An 18,599-nucleotide genomic window follows, 5' to 3' on the forward strand; every position below is an offset into this window, starting at 1 on the left:
TCTGCTTGAATCTATTATTTAACATTGTGCGATCGGGATGACAGGATTTGAACCTGCGACATCCTGCTCCCAAAGCAGGCGCGCTACCAAGCTGCGCTACATCCCGTTGTGATAGTTGCCTATCTGTTAACCATTAAGTCACAAAACCCTCAGCTTGTCAAGCTTTTTTTTATTTTAATTTTCGATGCAGCTACGCTGAAGTTTTCTTCAGGTTGTGCGGTTGGACAATACTTGCAAAGCTCTGGGCTTCATAACTGCCAAGCTGCGGAGATACAATCAAGAGCGTAACTGACCGCAGCGCACAGCCTTCTGAGGTGTGTGGCAGCGTGAATATTGCATTTACTCAACAAATCAACGCTAACCTGCACCGGGCGAGCTAATCTGGATACCAAAACATACCTTTAATCCCCTCCGGATCGGACATAAAGCCCAAATTTCGGTAAAAATCCACCACCTGAGGGTCAGCAAATAAGGTAATGTTGCTGATATCTTCACTGCGGAGTTTTTTAATGATGTATTTCATCAGCGCCTTACCCATGCCTTTACCCTGATAGTCAGGATGAACTACCACATCCCAAAGCGTGGCATTAAAAGCATGGTCTGAAGTCGCTCTGGCGAAACCGACCAGCCGTCGCTGGCTGCCCCGTATCTCCCACATAGAGACGACTAGGAAGCTGTGCTGAATAGCTTTTTTGACTTTACGCAGGGGACGGCGGGACCAACCCACTGCATTACAAAGTTCTTCGAGTTCGTAGAGGTCAATGTCCCGATCGCAACTAAAAAAGATGCGAGCGTTGCCGCTGGCGGGTTTGCGAAACATTGGGGAAAGCGGATCGCCTAACCCAAGAGTTATATCTTCCTCAAATTCCGCTGTTTGGGGTACAGAGGCAGACTCAGAACTACTAAATAAGTTTTTCCAAAAACCCATGCAGGCGCGGTTAAGGTAGTAGAAGTTGGACGATGTGAAAGAGAACCCAATAGATCAACCCACTCCGATCGGCGTGGGATGAATTGCGGGTAGCCTCTTGAGGAACAGTTTACGGTACACTCATCTTACGCCGAAAACAGGGATTTGTCGTCCAACATTGACTCTGCGCTTTTTTGCTTCTCGTCAAGTTTGGTAGAAATGTTCTGCTAGCCTATGCCGGGACAACCCGGTGTTAAGGTAAAATTTGTTGCCCAACCAGGACAGAGGCATTTAGGAATTGCTTCTTTTTAGACCGCCGATCGCATCGGAAGTCATACACTTGGTGGGAAGTACAGATCGAATGGCGCAACCGCGACATTCTAGTTATGTGTTCCCAGACAAATTTGACTTCTGCTTTTAATGAGAAAGCGGGAACAATTTAAGTCGAATCGTCAAATCTAAAATCCCATTGCCATAAGGCATGGGAGAGTCAATACCTAGTATATCTCCCGCACCTTCCCCTCAATTATGGCTTCGGGTTTAAAACCATCTACACTAGAACTTCTCAAGCGCTTTAACCGAGCGTTTCCACAGTTTTACGAGCAATTTGTCAGCAGCGAAATCCAACTGCAAAACCTCAAATTAGCTTACCAACTTTACAAAACTCGGCAAGCCGTCATCGAAATCAGAGCCGAAGGTAACAAAAGTGCCCTGCATTTTGCTTACCGGAACCAGTCTTTTCTACTCAGCGATATTTTCGGTGTGCTGGCGGCCTACGGACTGACGATTCACAGTCTGAGTCTGTACGGTCAAATTTACCCGCCGATGCTGGTATTTATCAAATTGGTGGTATCTCGCGGTGGCAAGGTACTGGCAGATAAAACAGCAGAAAACGTCTGTAGGGCGGTTCGAGAGGCCTTGGCGGGGCATTTTGAGGTTGAAGAGATGTTGGCTGTGGAATTCAATTTAGACGCGGGTTTGGAGGATGTGGCAACTGAATTTTACGTTGATCCGGTTTTCCACTTGCCAGCTCTGCTGATAGAAGCTGATAATCAGCCTGGACTTTTTTACAAAGTTATGTATGCCATCTGGCAAGAGGATTTGTTGGTGGTGAATGCAAATTTATTGGTTTGGCGGGGGCGAACTCGCCTGATTCTCTACTTGTTGGGGCCCAATGAAAGTTTAATTCCTGAGTATCTGGGGCAGAAAATCGCTGAGGGGGTGCGACAAAGATTGCTGGGCGAGCGGTTTTAGCGATCGCGCTGATGCTGGCGAAACTGGGTTTTTGCTCAATGCTTGGCCTTAATCCTGAGAAAGTGAAACCGAGTCGATCGCCCTCCTGTAACTGCCGATCCCTCTGTGCTGATTTCGCGATAGGATAAAATCATGGCAACCATAGACATCCTAGGGGTTCGGCACGCTTGCGATTTGACGGCTCCCACTGCAACTTCCCCGGTTCTGGTATTTGTCCACGGCTGGCTGTTAAGCCGCCGCTACTGGCAACCTTTGACCGATCGCTTGGCACCAAACTATCAGTGCCTGACCTACGATTTGCGCGGGTTTGGCGATTCTAAACCGGACGGCGACGGCCATCCAGAGCATTGGGAACCGCTTAATTCCTGTTACACTCCCGCAGCTTACGCTCGCGATTTGGAAATTTTACTCGAAAAACTCGATATTTCTAATGCTTGGTTGGTGGGGCACTCTCTCGGCGGCACGATCGCCCTTTGGGGAGCCAGCCAATTCTCTGATCGTATTAAAGGTGTTGTTTGCATCAATGCTGGCGGCGGCATCTATCTAAAGGAAGAATTCGAGCGGTTTCGCTCCGTCGGCAAACAGCTAGTCAAAATGCGTCCCCGCTGGCTGCCTCACTTGCCATTAGCAGATTTCGTGTTTGCGCGGGATTCTGTGGCAAGATCGATCGGGCGCGACTGGGGAAGGCAGCGTTTGAGAGATTTCGTGGGAGCTCATCCAGACGCAGCTTTGGGGGCTTTGTTGGAATCCACCACAGAAGCCGAGATTCACCTGTTGCCACAAATAGTGTCCCGACTCAAGCAGCCCGTGTATTTTATTGCCGGCACTAAAGACAAAATTATGGAACCCAAATACGTGCTGCATTTGGCTAGCTTTCACTGGATGTTCCAAGGTTGTGGCGAAAATGTGCTTCAGCTTGATTGCGGCCATTTGGCAATGATGGAACAGCCGGATGCAGTGGCTAGTTACCTGCAAAATATTCTTAAAGAACATAATTAGAGGGCATGGGCCAAACAGGTCATGGGGCATGGGGCATGGGCCAAACAGGTCATGGGGCATGGGGCATGGGCCAAACAGGTCATGGGGCATGGGGCATTGGGCATTAGAACTTACAAATAACCAATCACCAATCACCAATCACCAATCACCAATCACCGATAATCAATAACCAGTAACAACTGACTTCTTCCTTAACCTAAAATCTGTTATGTTTAAATAAGTAAGTCTGCCCGATCGCCCTCTTGGGACAGACGTTTCGATTAAATAGTGGCTTTCAACTCTAAATACTAATTCTACTTAAATATCTGTGCGCGTTAACCTCACCGATCGGCAACAACACATCCTTTGGGCAACGGTTCGCCACTACATAGCTACAGCGGAACCCGTTGGCTCAAAAGCTTTGGCTGACGAATTCAACCTCAGCGTCAGCCCAGCTACAATTCGCAATGCGATGGGGACTCTCGAAAAAGCTGGACTGCTCTATCAGCCCCACACTTCGGCCGGACGAGTCCCCTCTGACTCCGGCTACAGAATTTATGTAGATCAGTTGATTCAGCCGTCTGATACCCTCGCCGGTAAGGTGGAAAAGGTACTAGACCAGCTCAACTGGTCGGATGGTCGCATGGATGCGGCACTTCGCGGCGCGGCTCAAATCCTGGCAACTATCAGCGGTTACATTGCCATGATCACGATACCGCAAACCAATACGGCTTGCTTGCGCCACTTGCAACTGGTGCAGCTAGAGGCCGGAAAGGTGATGCTGATTGTGGTGACGGATGCCTACGAAACTCATTCGGTGTTGGTGCAGTTGCCGAAGGGCGCAGATGGTAGCTGGCCAGATGACGAAATTGTCGATCGCGAATTGCAGATTTTGTCGAATTTTTTGAATAGCAAGTTACGCGGGCGATCACTCTCGGAACTCTCGACTGTAGACTGGAGCGAGTTAGACCGAGACTTTGAGCTCTACGCAGAATGGATGGAAACCATGCTGACTGCTTTAAGCAGCCGCCAAAGCAATCCCACCTACACGCGGATTCTGATCGGCGGTTTGGCAGAAGCCCTGCGCTTACCAGATTTTTCGCAGTTGCAGCAAGTTCAAACCCTCGTACAACTGCTCGAACAAGAACAGGAATTGCTTTGGCCTTTGATTTTTGAATCGCCTGAGTTGGACACGCCAGGGAAGCGGGTAACGGTGCGTATTGGTTCGGAAAATTCCTTAGAACCAATTCGCGGCTGTACTCTGATTTCTTCGATTTACCGCCGGGGATCAGTGCCGGTGGGTAGTGTTGGGGTTTTGGGACCGACGCGGATGGTTTACGAAAATGCGATCGCGGTGGTGGAAGCTGCGGCCGATTATTTGTCGGAAGCTATGGGCGGAAATCGAGTTAATTTTCCCGAAGGATAAGCTGTATCGGCATTTAAATTTAATTTTTGGGCGGGCTAATAATGTCCGCCCCACTCATGGTTTCAAGAAATAGGGTTTTGAAAGTTAGATCCGAATACGGTTCACTTAAGACAGATCTCCCTGGCACACCCCTTAAAAAGGGGGGACAAGAATGCCCTCAAAGTCCCCCTTGCTTTCGGGGCATTTAGGGGGATCTCCGGGGCATAAATATGTTAAGTGAACCGTATTGAGTTAGCTCCCACATTCGACACCCTCAACTGTTACATTCGGTTTTTACGGTTTTCGATCTAGCAATTAAGCAATAAATTATACTTTTTGTCCCTATATTTATGTAGGTATACAGGGAAAAAGCCCGATCGCTCTCTGAAAAACTCGATTGTTCTCAGTGATTGTACTGTGGCACGGCAATCGTAAAAAATATGGGTTAATACATTGTTAGACGCACGCTAATTTGATCGCCCGAAGTTGAAGTAGTTTGGGTTTTTGTGTGTGCCCCGAAGGCGCTGGCAACATCGAAAAACCGGGGTTGATTGACAAAAAATCTCGGCTATCAGGCTCTGGCTGGGCCCAAAAACTAAAGCACTCGCGCTTCACGAGAGATTTTTATTATAAAAAATTGGGTTTCTGCGTCCCTGGGTCGATCGAAAACAGTGAGGATTTGCAGGCGATTAAGAGCTCCATAGCTTAGTTTCTCGCTTCGAGATGGCAAGTGGGGCCGCACCTTGGCCCTCCAAAAATTAAGGATGCGGGACAGACAATCCTAGGGAGCCACAAGTCAGCAAAATGTCAAAATATTAAGACATTTTAGAGAGTTCGTCAAAAAGAACTAAAAAAGATTAGTGTTGATATGAAAGCTATATTTCTTTTGGAAATAGCTCTGGTTAGACAAATGCAAATAACTTGCAGTAAATTTAGCTTGATTGCGGCTCCATCAAAGATTTAAACGCTGAGTTAAAATCGAAACTCAATTTAGGGAATTTTTTTTAGGATTCAATGAAATCGACCGATCAAACTAAGAATACCTTTGCAATCACAACGCCTCTGTACTATGTAAACGATTTACCTCACGTTGGCAGCGCTTACACGACTATGGCAGCAGATGCCCTAGCCCGATTTGAGCGGCTGCGGGGCAAATCTGTCTTGATGATTACCGGGACTGACGAACACGGGCAGAAAATTCAGCGCACAGCCGAGAGTTTGGGACGATCGCCCCAAGCTCACTGCGACTTAGTAGTTCCGGCGTTTGAAACGCTGTGGGAACAACTCGACATCCAGTACGATCGCTTCATCCGCACAACCTCGCGCCGCCACGAGTACATTGTCAAAGAATTTTTCCAGCGCGTCTGGAACTCCGGCGACATCTACTTGAACCAGCAACAAGGCTGGTACTGCGTCTCCTGCGAAGAATTTAAAGATGAACGGGATTTGTTACCGGGAAATCGGTGTTCCGTCCACACCAGCAAGGAAGTTGAGTGGCGCGACGAAGAAAACTACTTTTTTCGCCTGTCGCGATATCAAGACCAACTCCTCGCCTTGTACGCAGAACGTCCCGACTTCATCGCCCCGGAAAGCCGGCGCAACGAAGTTCTCAGCTTCGTCAACTCCGGCCTGCAAGACTTTTCGATTTCTAGAGTGAATCTGGCATGGGGCCTGCCGATACCGGTTGACTCCAGTCACACCATTTACGTCTGGTTTGACGCTTTACTGGCATACGTCACAGCCTTGCTAGATCCGGACAACGATCCGATGTTAGAGAATGCTTTATCTAAATGGTGGCCGATTGACCTGCACTTGATCGGCAAAGATATTCTCCGGTTTCACGCAGTTTACTGGCCGGCAATGCTGATGTCAGCGGGTATGTCGGTGCCTGGCCGTGTCTTCGCTCACGGTTTTTTGACCAAAGACGGCAAAAAAATGGGGAAATCGGAGGGTAATACTTTAAACCCAGTCGAATTGGTCAATAAATACGGCGCTGATGCAGTGCGTTACTATTTCCTCAAAGAAATTGAATTCGGAGAAGACGGCGATTTTAACGAAACTCGGTTTATCAATATATTGAATGCTGAGCTAGCAAATGATTTGGGAAATTTGCTTAACCGTACCCTAAACATGGCTCGCAAATATTGCGGAGGCTCAGTGCCAAATGTGTCGGGGGAAGACATTCCCGGCGACAACCTTCTCAAGAGTATGGGCTGGGATTTGGGCGATCGAGTCGCGGGTTTTTACGAAGAATTGGCTTTTAGCAAGGCTTGCGAAGCTGTACTTGCATTAGTGAGAGCCGGTAACAAGTTTATTGACGTACAAGCACCTTGGAGTTTGTACAAGCAAGGACAGCTCGAAAGTGTCCAACAAGTGCTATATTCTGTTCTGGAATCTGTTAGACTGGCATCTTACCTTTTATCGCCGATTATTCCTAATATCAGCAACGCTATCTATCAGCAGCTAGGTTTTTCAATTGACTTTAACGATCGGGTTGCCGTTAACAGTTCAGCGACTTTTGCAGTTCATGCTGCCTGGGGCGCTTTGCCGGCTAACCAAACTCTGGGGGAACCACAACCTGTTTTTAAGCGGCTAGAACTGCTCGAAACATTACCTTCATAGTTCGCAGCCAGCGATCGGGGTGCTATGACAGATTATGAATTAGCACTTATTTCTTTACCAATCTTTCATAAAAATTGAGGCATAACAATGATGTTGAATAGAATAGAAAGCAACGACCTTTTTACGCCGGAACAGGTTCTGGAAAATCGCGGTCGAGTAGCAATTTTTATTGACGGCTCTAACCTTTTTTACGCGGCTTTGCAGTTGGGAATTGAGATTGATTACACTAAGCTGCTGTGCCGTTTAACTGCGGGTTCGCGGCTGTTACGCTCTTTTTTCTACACTGGTGTCGATCGCACTAACGAGAAACAGCAGGGGTTTTTGCTATGGATGCGTCGCAACGGCTACCGAGTGATTTCTAAGGATTTGGTGCAGTTACCAGATGGTTCTAAGAAGGCGAACTTGGATGTAGAAATTGCTGTGGACATGATGGCCTTAGTCGGGTCTTACGACACGGCGGTTTTGGTCAGCGGTGATGGCGATTTGGCTTATGCTGTGGATGCTGTGAGCTATCGCGGCGTGCGGGTGGAAGTCGTGAGTTTGCGATCGATGACAAGTGACAGTTTGATTAATGTAGCCGATCGCTACATCGATTTGGAAATGATTAAGGACGACATCCAAAAAACATCGCGCCCTAACTATGCTTACCGCCCATTGTCGGGCTTGAGCTTAATGGACGAACACGACGACAGATAGGGAATCGGGAATCGGGAATGGGGGATGGGGAATGGGGAATGGGTAATAGTTAAGGGGTAATAGCTGATGGGTTGAATAATTGAAAATTAGAAGTTAAAAATTTAGCTCAAGTCTGACAGATTTTTGATTAGTGTTTTTAATTAGCCAATTACCAATGCCCAATGCCCAATGCCCAATGCCCAATGATGAATTAGCAATGATTAATCTCAAATCACAAATTCCTAATTTAAAATCCTCAAAATTGGTGCAGCTATGTTTGGCAGCAATGATTTTGGGGATTGGTGCTTGTGCGGCTCCGCAAGAGACTCAAAAGAATAAATTAGCTGAGGATATCAAAACTGCTCAGCAGTCAAACAGCACTCTAACTTTGAACAAAGTAACCCTAGAACAAGCAAACGAAAAGGGCGAGACGTTCTGGAAAGTAAACTCGAAAAATGCCGTTTACAGCAAAGACAACAAGATAGTTGACGTTCAGAAACCAGTCGGAAAATTGTTTCAGGACGGCAAAGAAATTTATGATATTCAGGGAGACACTGGGCAGGTGTTTCAGGAAGGAAATCAGGTTTTTCTCAAAGGTAACATAGTCGCTACTGACCTAAAAAATGGCGTGGTATTGCGGGGAAATGAGTTGGAGTGGCGGCCGAAGGAAGATGTTTTAGTTGTCCGCAATAATTTGATTGGACAGAACAAACAGGTTACTGCTTCAGCCAAGGAAGCGCGGGTTTTCAGTAGGGCTAAGAGGATGGAATTATTCGGCTCTGTGGTGGCGAATGTTAAAGATCCGGTTTTGCAATTGCGAACCGAGCATTTAGTATGGTTTGTGGAGCAACAAAAGGTACACAGCGACCAACCGACTCAAATTGACAGATATAAAGATCAAAAAGTAACAGACAGCGGTTTTGCTGACCAGGTAGATGTAGACTTAAAAACCAAGATTGCGACATTAACGAAAAACGCTCAATTAATGCCATCAGACCCACCGCTGCAAATAGAAAGCAGTTTGATGAGTTGGAATTTTCCGGCCCAATCTGTGATATCGCCCGGGCCTGTAAAGGTTTTTCACCGGGTGGAAAAGGTGACGATGACTGGGGATACGGGGCGGGGAGATTTAGAGAAAAAGATTTTTTATTTGACGGGAAATGTGGTAGGAATTGGGGAAAAACGTCAATCTCAATTAAATACCGATCGCGTAACGTGGTATTTAACTAACCAAACTTTTGACGCAGAAGGAAATGTGGTTTACAAGCAACTAAATCCGGTGTTTAATTTGACTGGGCCGAGGGCGGCGGGAGAGTTGAAAAATCAAACTGTGATTGTCAAAGGTGACGGTGGTGGTGGCCAAGTTGTTACGGAATTTGTCCCGGATGAGAATAAGGGAATTTTGGACAGTAAATAGGATTGTTGCGAAAATTATGCGTCAAGTGATATGGCAGACAGTGGCTTCGGACTCTAGTTTTTCTGGTTCCCTCAGGGTGCTGGGATGGGTTGGTACGGATATCTCGCACGCTGCATACCTGGAACCGGGCTGCCCATAAGCCAGAATAGACTGTAAATTATAAATGTATCGAATAGTAACGGTCTTATGTACAAGCAACTAATTTCAAAGATCAAACCGCTTTTGAAATCACTATTTGCGATCGGTCTGGTACTGACGCTAGCCCTCGGTAACGCTGACGGAGCTCTGGCTGCTCGCAGCGGAGGACGGATGGGTGGCGGATCTTTTAGAGCTCCGGCGCGCAGTTACTCGTCTCCGACTCGCAACGCCCCGTCTGGAGGGGGTTACTACCCCGGTGGCTATGGCGGCGGTTTTGGTGGCGGTTTCGGATTCCCTTTCTTGCTGCCGTTTTTCGGTTTTGGCGGCGGGTTTGGTGGCCTGTTCTCGATTTTGATCTTTATTTCGATCGCGAATTTCCTCGTTCAAAGCTTCCGTCGCGCCGGGAATTCAACTGACCAACTCGGCAACAGCGTCCCTACTACCACAGTATCTGTAGCCCGCTTGCAAGTTGGTTTGCTAGCAGAGGCCCGCGGCTTGCAAGCCGAACTCGACTCGCTAGCGCGCACAGCGGATACCGATACAGCAGTCGGTCGCGCTCAAGTGCTGCAAGAATCTACTCTGGCGATGCTGCGCCATCCTGAATACTGGGTTTACGCGGGCGCTGACTCTATGCAAACTCGCTTGGAAGCAGCCGAAGCTAAATTTAACCAGTTTTCTTTGGCAGAACGCAGTAAGTTTACTGAAGAAACGCTCTCGAATTACAACAATCAACTCCGGCAGGCAGGGAGCAGCAATATCTTGCCTGGTTTGCAGGAAAACGGCGCGCTTGTTGCTTCCGATTTGGATTCCGCTCCCGGTGAATTTATTGTGGTGACGGTGATTGTCGGTACTCAAGGCAAATTGGAATTGCCCTCGGTGAAAAACTCTGAAGATTTGCGCCAAGCTTTGCGCCAGATTGGGGGAGTATCGAGCGAGCAGTTGCTGGCGGTTGAGGTGCTGTGGACTCCTCAAGCTAACGGCGACACTCTGACTTCTGATGATATGTTGGCCGGCTATCCTGATTTGCGATTGATTTAGCGAGCCAAATGGGGCGCTGAGCATTGTTTCAGACGCCCCATCCCGCACTAAAGCTGTGGGGCGAACCCGATCGGTTGTCAGACAAGAAATTTGCAATCTGTTGTGAATGCCGATCGAGTTCATAAAATTTATTCAACAAATGCTATTATTGAAAGATTATTATTCAACGTGATGCCTCAGCGATTGGGAACGAAAATTTAATAACTTAAACATCTGCCACAATTTTTTCTATCCCGAGGCGCAGAGGTAAAGAAAGGCTCTTCATCCGGATCTGCATTACTGTCGCTCCGACTGGTAACGAGCACACGAAAGATGATTATTTAAAAAAGCGATCGGGAGCTAAATTTATGGCAGACAGCAGCAGCAGAAAAAAAGCACTTTTTATTTTGAGCCAGTTAAATAACGACGATATTGACTGGATCATCCAAAAAGGTAAAAGGGAAGTTCTCGATGCGGGCGGGACTTTGATTTTTGAAGGGAGACAAATAGATGCGTTATATATTGTTTTGGAAGGGAGTTTGAGCGTTTCGATCGAGGCCCAAGAGACGAAAGAACTCGCTAGAATAGCTAGCGGTGAACTTGTGGGAGAAGTTTCTTTTATTGATGCTCGCCCTCCTTTGGCTACGGTAAAGGCGATCGAAAAAACTCACTTGCTGGCAATTCCCCGGCGCCAGTTAGTAATCAAACTCGAACACGATATGGGTTTTGCTTCCCGTTTTTATTATGGAATTTCGCTCTGTTTGGCAGACAGGATGCGCGGTACGATCAGGCATATAGAATACGGGCGCAATATAGAAGAATTTGACCAACCAGAATTAGAGCGCGAGGATATGAATCCTAGCATTATACAAAATTTAGCCCTAGCTCAGGCAAAGTTTAATTGGCTGAGGGAAAATGTTAGGGCTTGAGTAATTTTGAGGTATCGGGATAGATGTCACAGAAATCTCAAACAAAATAAGGGCCGGGTTTTAGGGTAAAAGTCGATCGACTTTTACCCTAAAACCCGGCCCTTTGGAGTTGCTACCTCGCGCGCTGAGGCGCAACCACCAACCAGACAACCTAGATAACTCCCGGCCCTTTGTGACGGGTGTCTGCTTCTTCTGTGAGTTTTCCTTCCTCGCCTCTTTTATCTTTGATTTCCGCAAGAACTCGGGCGCGTTCTGCTGCTTCGGCTTCGGCTTTTTCTCTCAAATCGCCCGGTTCGTTGATGTACATTTCCGGTTCGATCGCGTAATTGTTAACAAGACCTTCTTGGTCTACTGTATAACCATCTGTAGTGTGAATGCTTTCGTCATCGGTTTGGTCGTCTGTTTTGGCGTCTTTCTGCTTTGCTTCAGTGGTTGCGTGCATGAAGTTAGAGCCTTCGCGCTCTTGCCGCGCTGCTGTTTCAGCAGGAGTAATGCCCCTGTCGTAGTGGGGGGCTTCCATATTAGCTTCGATTTGTTCGTCGGTTGGTGTTGATTTGCTAATCTTACTATCGGGCGGTGTTGGTTGGCGATTAGTCATGATTTTTTCCTGAGTTATTTTTTCAAAAAGGTCTTTCGCTTATAGTTTAATCTTAAGCTTAAGCTAACTCATTAACAAACTATCTTTGGTTATAGTTTATTCAAAATTGCTATTATCTATAATAATACACTTATTCCATCTTCCTCAAGACAGATTTAATTGTGTTTTTATTCAAAAATTTATACCGGGCGAGTAGATGGCATCTATCTAAAGGTAGAGAATTGGTAATAAGTAATTGGTAATCGGGAATGCGTAATTGGAAATTGCGAAAATTACCAATAACCAATGACTAATGACTAATGACTAATGACCAATGACTAATGACTAATACCAATTTCATAAAGTAGCGCTAGATTTGACCCCCCCAACCCCCCTTAGTAAGGGGGGGCTTCGGATTTCATTAGCACATCTTTAGAAAAATGGTATAACAACGGAAAGCGAGCGGGGACGCTCGCGCTAATGACTACTGACTACTGACTACTGACCAATGACCAATGACTAATGACTTTTTTATGCTTCTTTATAGAAGCGGATGATTTCGCGGACGTGGTTGAGAAATTGTCCGTCGTCGGTAAGCTGGGCGATCGCACTTTCTGCATCTCTTGCCAGTTTAGTGTGTTCTGCCTGATTTGTCGATCGCAAAGATTGTAGAGATGCGGATAAATTAGTTAATTCTCTTGTAGTAGCCTGTTGCTCCCGCTCTTGGACAGCTACCCACGAATTCGGATTATTTAAACTGAATTGATTGGATAAATCTTTAACTGTAGATTCTAAGTTTGCAAAGCGGCTGCGGAGTTCGACAATATCTTCGCGGGGGTACAAAAATTGGCTGCGGATACTTGTCAGCCGCTGGGCTAAATACTGATAACCTCGGATAGCTGGACGCATTACAGTTAACAGCAGTGCAGCACCGGAACTGAGATAGCCCACAGCACTAATTCCAGTGACGGCTAAGGTGTAAAGTACGATCGCGCTTCCGAGATGCAGGGCGATCGCCACAAAGAGCGATCGGCTAACTAATACACTAACGTATTTGACTTGTTCCTGATCGACAGCAATATTTCTTTTAGTAGATTCCGCAGCTTGCGCTAAAACTTCTTTAGCTTCAAAATGGACATTCCAAGGAACTGTAACTATCAGCAACAGCCATTCAAAAATAGCAATAGCAATTACCCAATCAATAAAACTGCCGGCGGGGACGTGCAGCCATTGTAGGATGGCAAAAACTAACAATAAAAATATGCCAGTACCGGCACCGAAACCTGCAAAACTGTACATAAAGAGAGCCTTTGTGAAATGTTATTTTGATTGTGAGTAGGTTGTTTTGGTCTGGAGTCCGAAACTGTGACAGTTAAGTAATCGTCCTATTAATCCCGGTTGATTAGTTATGAGTAACAGTGCGAGGGAAGGGTTGCAACCAACCAAGCTTTTTCAGCGAAATACTTGCTATATCTCAATCGTGGAATGTTATTTTGATTGTGGGTAGGTTTTTGAGGTGTGGAAGAATAAGCTGTGACAGTTGAGAAAGCGTCCTATTGTTGAACCCAGTTTATTAGTGATTAGTAATCTTGCAGGACACAAGAGTTTCCAGACACCTGGTTTGTTTAAAAAAAATACGCTGGATTTCACCGAGCAATAATAGTTAAATAAAACGGTTTGTTTGTGAGAATTGCGTAAGTTCTAAATAATTACTTATTAGCGATTAGCGATCGGGATAAAGTCAGAGTTTCCCCAAGTCATACCATTTAATATTTAAGATTTGAGATTAGTAATGACTGATTGTATCTGGGTTTGCAGCTTGTCTAAAGTAGCATTCTTTTTTGAAATGGTATAACTCACAGGGTTACACTTGGGGAAAAACGCAGCAATGTCAAAACGCTCCTCTATCCACTTTTCTTTTGCAGAGCTGCTCGATCGCCTGCGGCTGAGATAAACTGATTGAAAGGTCGATCGCCCGTTGAGCAAATTACCAGCTTGTTACCAAGGCGGTGATACTGCAACCTGCGATCGGCCACAGCAAAATAGGTGATAAAATTAACTCTACCGTCTCCGATTTCCAATAACTGCACGTCTACCACGTAAAATCAAAAGTCAGCAGCAAGGACAAACCGATGGCGAACTCAACTCTTGGCCTAGAAAATCAACTTTACAATTATCTATTATCTATTTCCCTGCGGGAACCCGATATTCTCGCTGCGCTGCGGGAAGAAACTGCTCAGCATCCTATGGGTATGATGCAAATAGCTCCCGAACAAGGTCAGTTTATGGAGATGCTGGTGCAGCTTATGGGAGCGACAAAAACCTTAGAAATTGGCGTTTTTACTGGTTATAGCTCCCTGTGTGTAGCCTTAGCGTTGCCTCCTAACGGTCAAATTATTGCCTGCGATGTCAGCGAGGAATATACTTCTATAGCGCGACGCTATTGGGAAGCTGCGGGTGTAGCAAACAAGATTTCTTTGCAGTTGGGCCCAGCACTAAATACTCTCGAAAAACTAATAGCCGAGGGACAAGCCGGAACCTTTGATTTTGCGTTCATCGACGCTGATAAAGAAAATTATGAGGCTTATTTTGAGCGATCGCTCCAACTTGTACGCAATGGCGGTTTAATAGTAATTGATAACGTTCTGTGGTCGGGACGAGTTGCCGATCCTGAAGTACAAGACACAAGTACCACCGCCATTCGTGCTTTTAATGACAAGTTGCGTAACGATCCCAGAGTTACTCTCAGTGTTGTCCCCATTGGTGACGGACTGACTTTAGCCCTGAAACGCCGCTGGGCGACTATGATGCAGCCCGAACATCACAATTAAAGAGTTGTAGTTGCTGGGAACTTCATTAAGGCCAAAGAAACCAGGTTTTTATCTGTATTGAAGGCCACGATACAGTATTATCGTGAAAAACCCGGTTTCTGCCGACACGCGCATCTAGAACTATATTAATTACCGACAATAGATTACAATTATTAAAAGTAGTAACAAATATTATTAATTTCAAGTAAAAATGCTGGCATCAAATTTACAAATAAAATTACCAATTCACGAAACTTTTCAGTGTACGGTTCAAGGCGAAGGTTATTGGACAGGCACCTTGGTAGATTTTATTAGATTGGCCGGTTGTCCCGTGGGGTGTCCTTGGTGCGATACAGGCTATGGAAATGGTGGCAAAAGTTTGCCATCTCTGCCGCAGTCTATCTCTCAACTATTGGCAGAATTGCAGTCTCCGAGAGTTGTCATTACTGGCGGCGAACCTTTTATTCACCAGAATTTACCGGAGTTAGTTGCAGCATTGTTACAAGCTGACAAACAGGTAAGTATTGAAACTTCTGGCGCTTATTGGCAAGATGTTTCGCCGCTGGCTTGGATTACTCTTTCTCCTAAAGAACACGTCAATCCTAAATATCCGGTGCAAGAGCATTTCTGGAAGAAAGCTAATGAAATTAAGTTGGTGGTTAGCACGGGCGAAGAAGTTAATTTTTACAAAAAATATTTTGTTGATGATCTGAATATTCCTGTATTTTTGCAGCCGGAGTGGGAAAATCGCGATCGGGCGATTCCGATTATTTTGGAGTTGCTAAAACAGCATCCTAGTTACAGGTTATCTTTGCAAACTCACAAGTTTATTGGTGTGCAATAAACATCCAAAAATCATGTATGGCGGATTCATAAACTATCTATGAAACCACAAATAATCTCATCAACTCGCCCTATCCCCCAATACGGTTCACTTAAGGTTTATTTGTCATTGCGAGCGTCCTCGCGCGGCAATCTCCGTATATATGTTTCACATGGTTTTATAGACTGAACAGTCTTAAGTGAACCGTATTGTCCTATCCCCCGTCATTATTCACATCAACGTCTTACTCAATAAATTAATGTGCTTTTGTATTGTTTGTTGGTGGGGGCGGGTTTACAATATTATTCATTTTTAGCATATATGGTTGGTGAACCCGCCCCTACCAGCGATGAATTTTGGAATGATTTATTTCAGTTTTGAACATCGCACAAATCGGCGATCGCCCTTTCTTCAGGATGGTTAGCAATATAATTGTCCAGCCATAAATTATTTATTTACATATTTTGCTAAATTTTCTCGCCTCTTCAGGATGGGAAGCAAAGTAATCTTCCAACCACAAGCAACCTTCCCTGATAAAATGATCTAAATCAAATTCTAAGTTCCACAACTTGATAGTATTGTCAAGCCCACTAGAAGCCAGTGTTTTGCCATCTGGACTAAACATCACGCTGGTAACGCGGCCAAGGTGTCCTTCTAAAATTGATATTTCCAGACCATTTTTTACATTCCATATCCTCACTGTACCGTCATCGCTAGAGGAAGCTAAAGTCTTGCCATCTGGACTAAAGCTGATATTGCTTATCTCAGATAAATGTCCTTCTAGGGTGAACAATAATCGGCCATTTTCTGCATTCCATAGTTTGACTATACTGTCCGAACCACCAGAAGCAAAAATTTTACCATTTGGGCTAAAGCTAATGGTAGCTACCCAACCACTATGGGCAGGAAAACTGTGCATTAAACTCCTTGTTTTTAAATTTAATAGCTGTATATCACCGTCAGAACAAGCCACAACTAGAGCTTTTCCATCTGGACTAAAACTTAAATCGGTTACAATACTGCGAGGTTCTTTAAAGGTTTGCAATAACCTCATATCTGCTACATTCCAAAGTTTTACCGTACTATCAGAACTGCCAGAAACCAAGGTATTTCCATCTGGACTAAAGCGAACGCTTCTCACCCAAGCGCTATGACCGTTGAGAGTTTTTAGTAGTCTACCATCTTGCACATTCCACAACTTAATTGTTTTGTCAACACTGCCGGAAGCTAATATATTACCATCGGGACTAAAACTAACACTTAGCACCAGACCTTGATGACCGTTGAGAGTTTGGAGTAAAGTACCATTTTTCTTATTCCATAACTTTATTTTAAAGTCGTCGCTACCGGAAGCTAACATCTTACCGTCGGGACTAAAACTGACAGATTGAACATTAGTGCTATTTCCTTTAATGGTTTGCGGTTCCCTCACGTCTAAATTCCAGAGCTTAATTGCACTATCAAAACTTCCAGAAACCAGAGTTTTGCCATCTGGACTAAAACCAATACTCAAAATTCTGCCACGATGTCCTTTAAGAAGTTGCGGTTCAGTTGTATTGTCGTTTATATCTTCTAAATTCCACAATTTGACTGTACTATCGGAACTGATAGTGGCTAGAGTATTGCCATCTGGACTAAAAATTGCACTCCAGACAGCCCTGCGATGGGTTGGAAGGTTTTGCAGTAAAGTTCCATCTACTACATTCCACAGTTTCACTATGCCGTCTTGATCGGTAGAAGCTAAGGTTTTACCATCGGGACTGAAACTGACACTTCTGGTGTTACTTTTATGATCTTCCAGAGTATTTATGAGAGTTCCATCGCCAATATTCCAAAGCTTCACGGTTGTATCAAAACTTGCAGAAGCCAGAGTTTTACCATCGGGACTAAAACTAATATGGGTAACTATCTGGGTATGTGCTTTCAGAGTTTTTAATAATGTAGCGTCGGCTGTTTTCCACAAATTGATAAAACCAGCAGAACTACAGGAAGCGAAAATTTGACCGTCAGGACTAAAGCTGACACTTCTCACCCAGCTATGATGAGCCTTAATAGTTTTAATTAAAGTGCTGCGCGTTACATCCCACAATTTGACAGTACCATCTTCACTTCCAGAAGCCAAAATCTTGCCTTGAGGATGAAAACTCACACTCGTAACTCTACCAGTATGTCCTGTCAGGGTTGATATTAATGTAGCTGGTCTAGCATTCCAGAGTTTTACCGTACCATCCTCGCTAGCAGAAGCAAAAATTTTGCCATCGGGACTGAAAGTTACACTTCTGATAGCGCCACGATGACCGATCGCGCGATCGCGTTCTCTAACATGATAAATTGCCTGTTGTAGCCCCCTCGTTACTTGTATCTGTGTCTCATAGCTGGCTGATTTTTCTAATCCTTTGATCTGTTGTGCTGCTTGTAAGGCTTTCAGCAGCGCCTCAAAAGGATCGGAAGCCAAAGCTACTTTAGAGAATGAAGTTTGCAAGATTACTTGTTGTTCTGCTAGTTGCTGTTGGGCTTTTTTTACTTGTAATTGGATTGAGAATGCTGTGATGATAGAAACTGCCAAAACTATAGAACCGATAGCCACAATCCGGGTAGCCCTCCGCTGGGCTTGAGTTAATTTTAGTTTTGCTTTTTGTTGAGCCAAAACTAAAATTTCATTCGCCTCTGCTAATATCTGACCTTCTTCTTCTTTGACGACTAAAGCCTGTTGAACTTCTCGCTTTTCCCAATTTTGAGCCGCTGCTAAAAAGCGGTAGTCCAGAGGACTTAAACTTTGATTCTTTGCCCAATCTAAAGCTTCTTGTAGGGCATTTCCCCGCAGGAGCCGCGAATTATCTTCAAAATTGGCAGCATTCCAAGCATTAAAATTTTCCGCATAAGGGCGAAGCTTGGCTAACTGTTTATCCACCCATTCAAGATTGAAAATTTCGGCATAAATTAGGTTGTAAACTTTTAATTTGCCTTGATGCAGAACCACCAAACCTGAGAGGCGCAATTCTGTTTGTTCGGGACTGCCATCGGCAAGAACCCCCCCCTGCCCCCCT

Annotated in this window: 16 protein-coding genes and 1 tRNA gene; 11 read left to right on the forward strand and 6 right to left on the reverse strand. The window is 45.2% G+C overall.

Annotated features, from left to right (window positions below):
• Positions 1-32: 32 nt before the first annotated feature.
• Both QUB66_RS03445 and QUB66_RS03450 read right to left on the reverse strand, forming a co-directional pair.
• Positions 33-106: transfer RNA gene (locus QUB66_RS03445), tRNA-Pro, on the reverse strand.
• 270 nt (positions 107-376) lie between these two features.
• Positions 377-928, reverse strand: a complete 552-nt coding sequence (locus QUB66_RS03450) for a GNAT family N-acetyltransferase (protein ID WP_265235097.1) — start codon at positions 926-928, stop codon at positions 377-379.
• 507 nt (positions 929-1,435) lie between these two features.
• Here QUB66_RS03450 and QUB66_RS03455 point away from each other — a divergent pair.
• The 9 genes from QUB66_RS03455 to QUB66_RS03495 all read left to right on the forward strand — a co-directional run bounded on the left by QUB66_RS03455 (position 1,436) and on the right by QUB66_RS03495 (position 11,342).
• Entirely contained in the window at positions 1,436-2,161 is a 726-nt protein-coding gene (locus QUB66_RS03455) for a hypothetical protein (RefSeq protein WP_006631881.1), read from the forward strand.
• A 132-nt stretch (positions 2,162-2,293) separates the two neighbouring features.
• A complete protein-coding gene (locus tag QUB66_RS03460) occupies positions 2,294-3,160 on the forward strand; it encodes an alpha/beta fold hydrolase (protein ID WP_332965903.1) in 867 nt (288 codons plus the stop codon).
• Between the two features lie 301 nt (positions 3,161-3,461).
• Positions 3,462-4,565, forward strand: coding sequence for a heat-inducible transcriptional repressor HrcA (hrcA, locus tag QUB66_RS03465; RefSeq protein WP_265235139.1), 1,104 nt, complete (start codon positions 3,462-3,464; stop codon positions 4,563-4,565).
• 993 nt (positions 4,566-5,558) lie between these two features.
• The gene (gene metG / locus QUB66_RS03470) at positions 5,559-7,166 is read left to right on the forward strand and encodes a methionine--tRNA ligase (protein WP_265235094.1); all 1,608 of its coding nucleotides are present in this window, start codon (positions 5,559-5,561) and stop codon (positions 7,164-7,166) included.
• Between the two features lie 90 nt (positions 7,167-7,256).
• Positions 7,257-7,862 (forward strand): LabA-like NYN domain-containing protein, encoded by a 606-nt coding sequence (locus tag QUB66_RS03475; RefSeq protein ID WP_096831201.1) that lies wholly within the window; start codon positions 7,257-7,259, stop codon positions 7,860-7,862.
• A gap of 154 nt (positions 7,863-8,016) precedes the next feature.
• Complete coding sequence (lptC, locus tag QUB66_RS03480) at positions 8,017-9,258, forward strand: LPS export ABC transporter periplasmic protein LptC (RefSeq protein ID WP_265235093.1); 1,242 nt, start codon at positions 8,017-8,019, stop codon at positions 9,256-9,258.
• Between the two features lie 16 nt (positions 9,259-9,274).
• Positions 9,275-9,397, forward strand: a complete 123-nt coding sequence (locus QUB66_RS03485; RefSeq protein WP_332965902.1) for a hypothetical protein — start codon at positions 9,275-9,277, stop codon at positions 9,395-9,397.
• Positions 9,398-9,444: 47 nt separating this feature from the next.
• The gene (locus QUB66_RS03490; RefSeq protein ID WP_332965900.1) at positions 9,445-10,434 is read left to right on the forward strand and encodes a DUF1517 domain-containing protein; all 990 of its coding nucleotides are present in this window, start codon (positions 9,445-9,447) and stop codon (positions 10,432-10,434) included.
• 347 nt (positions 10,435-10,781) lie between these two features.
• Entirely contained in the window at positions 10,782-11,342 is a 561-nt protein-coding gene (locus QUB66_RS03495) for a cyclic nucleotide-binding domain-containing protein (RefSeq protein ID WP_332965899.1), read from the forward strand.
• Between the two features lie 151 nt (positions 11,343-11,493).
• On the opposite strand, the gene QUB66_RS03500 is transcribed toward QUB66_RS03495, so the two are convergent.
• From QUB66_RS03500 to QUB66_RS03510, 3 genes are all read right to left on the reverse strand, one after another.
• Complete coding sequence (locus tag QUB66_RS03500) at positions 11,494-11,940, reverse strand: hypothetical protein (protein ID WP_332965896.1); 447 nt, start codon at positions 11,938-11,940, stop codon at positions 11,494-11,496.
• Between the two features lie 510 nt (positions 11,941-12,450).
• The gene (locus QUB66_RS03505) at positions 12,451-13,218 is read right to left on the reverse strand and encodes a hypothetical protein (RefSeq protein ID WP_332965895.1); all 768 of its coding nucleotides are present in this window, start codon (positions 13,216-13,218) and stop codon (positions 12,451-12,453) included.
• 605 nt (positions 13,219-13,823) lie between these two features.
• Entirely contained in the window at positions 13,824-14,009 is a 186-nt protein-coding gene (locus QUB66_RS03510) for a hypothetical protein (RefSeq protein WP_332965894.1), read from the reverse strand.
• Positions 14,010-14,051: 42 nt separating this feature from the next.
• Between QUB66_RS03510 and QUB66_RS03515 the strand changes: the two genes are divergently transcribed.
• On the forward strand, positions 14,052-14,750 hold the full coding sequence (locus tag QUB66_RS03515) for a class I SAM-dependent methyltransferase (protein WP_332965892.1): 699 nt from the start codon (positions 14,052-14,054) through the stop codon (positions 14,748-14,750).
• A 190-nt stretch (positions 14,751-14,940) separates the two neighbouring features.
• Positions 14,941-15,573, forward strand: a complete 633-nt coding sequence (locus QUB66_RS03520; RefSeq protein ID WP_332965891.1) for a 7-carboxy-7-deazaguanine synthase QueE — start codon at positions 14,941-14,943, stop codon at positions 15,571-15,573.
• 430 nt (positions 15,574-16,003) lie between these two features.
• Here the strand turns inward: QUB66_RS03520 and QUB66_RS03525 are convergent, their stop codons facing one another.
• A complete protein-coding gene (locus tag QUB66_RS03525) occupies positions 16,004-18,550 on the reverse strand; it encodes a WD40 repeat domain-containing protein (protein WP_332971201.1) in 2,547 nt (848 codons plus the stop codon).
• Positions 18,551-18,599 lie beyond the last annotated feature (49 nt).

The organism is Microcoleus sp. A2-C3 (genome assembly GCF_036706065.1).
Lineage (GTDB): Bacteria > Cyanobacteriota > Cyanobacteriia > Cyanobacteriales > Microcoleaceae > Microcoleus.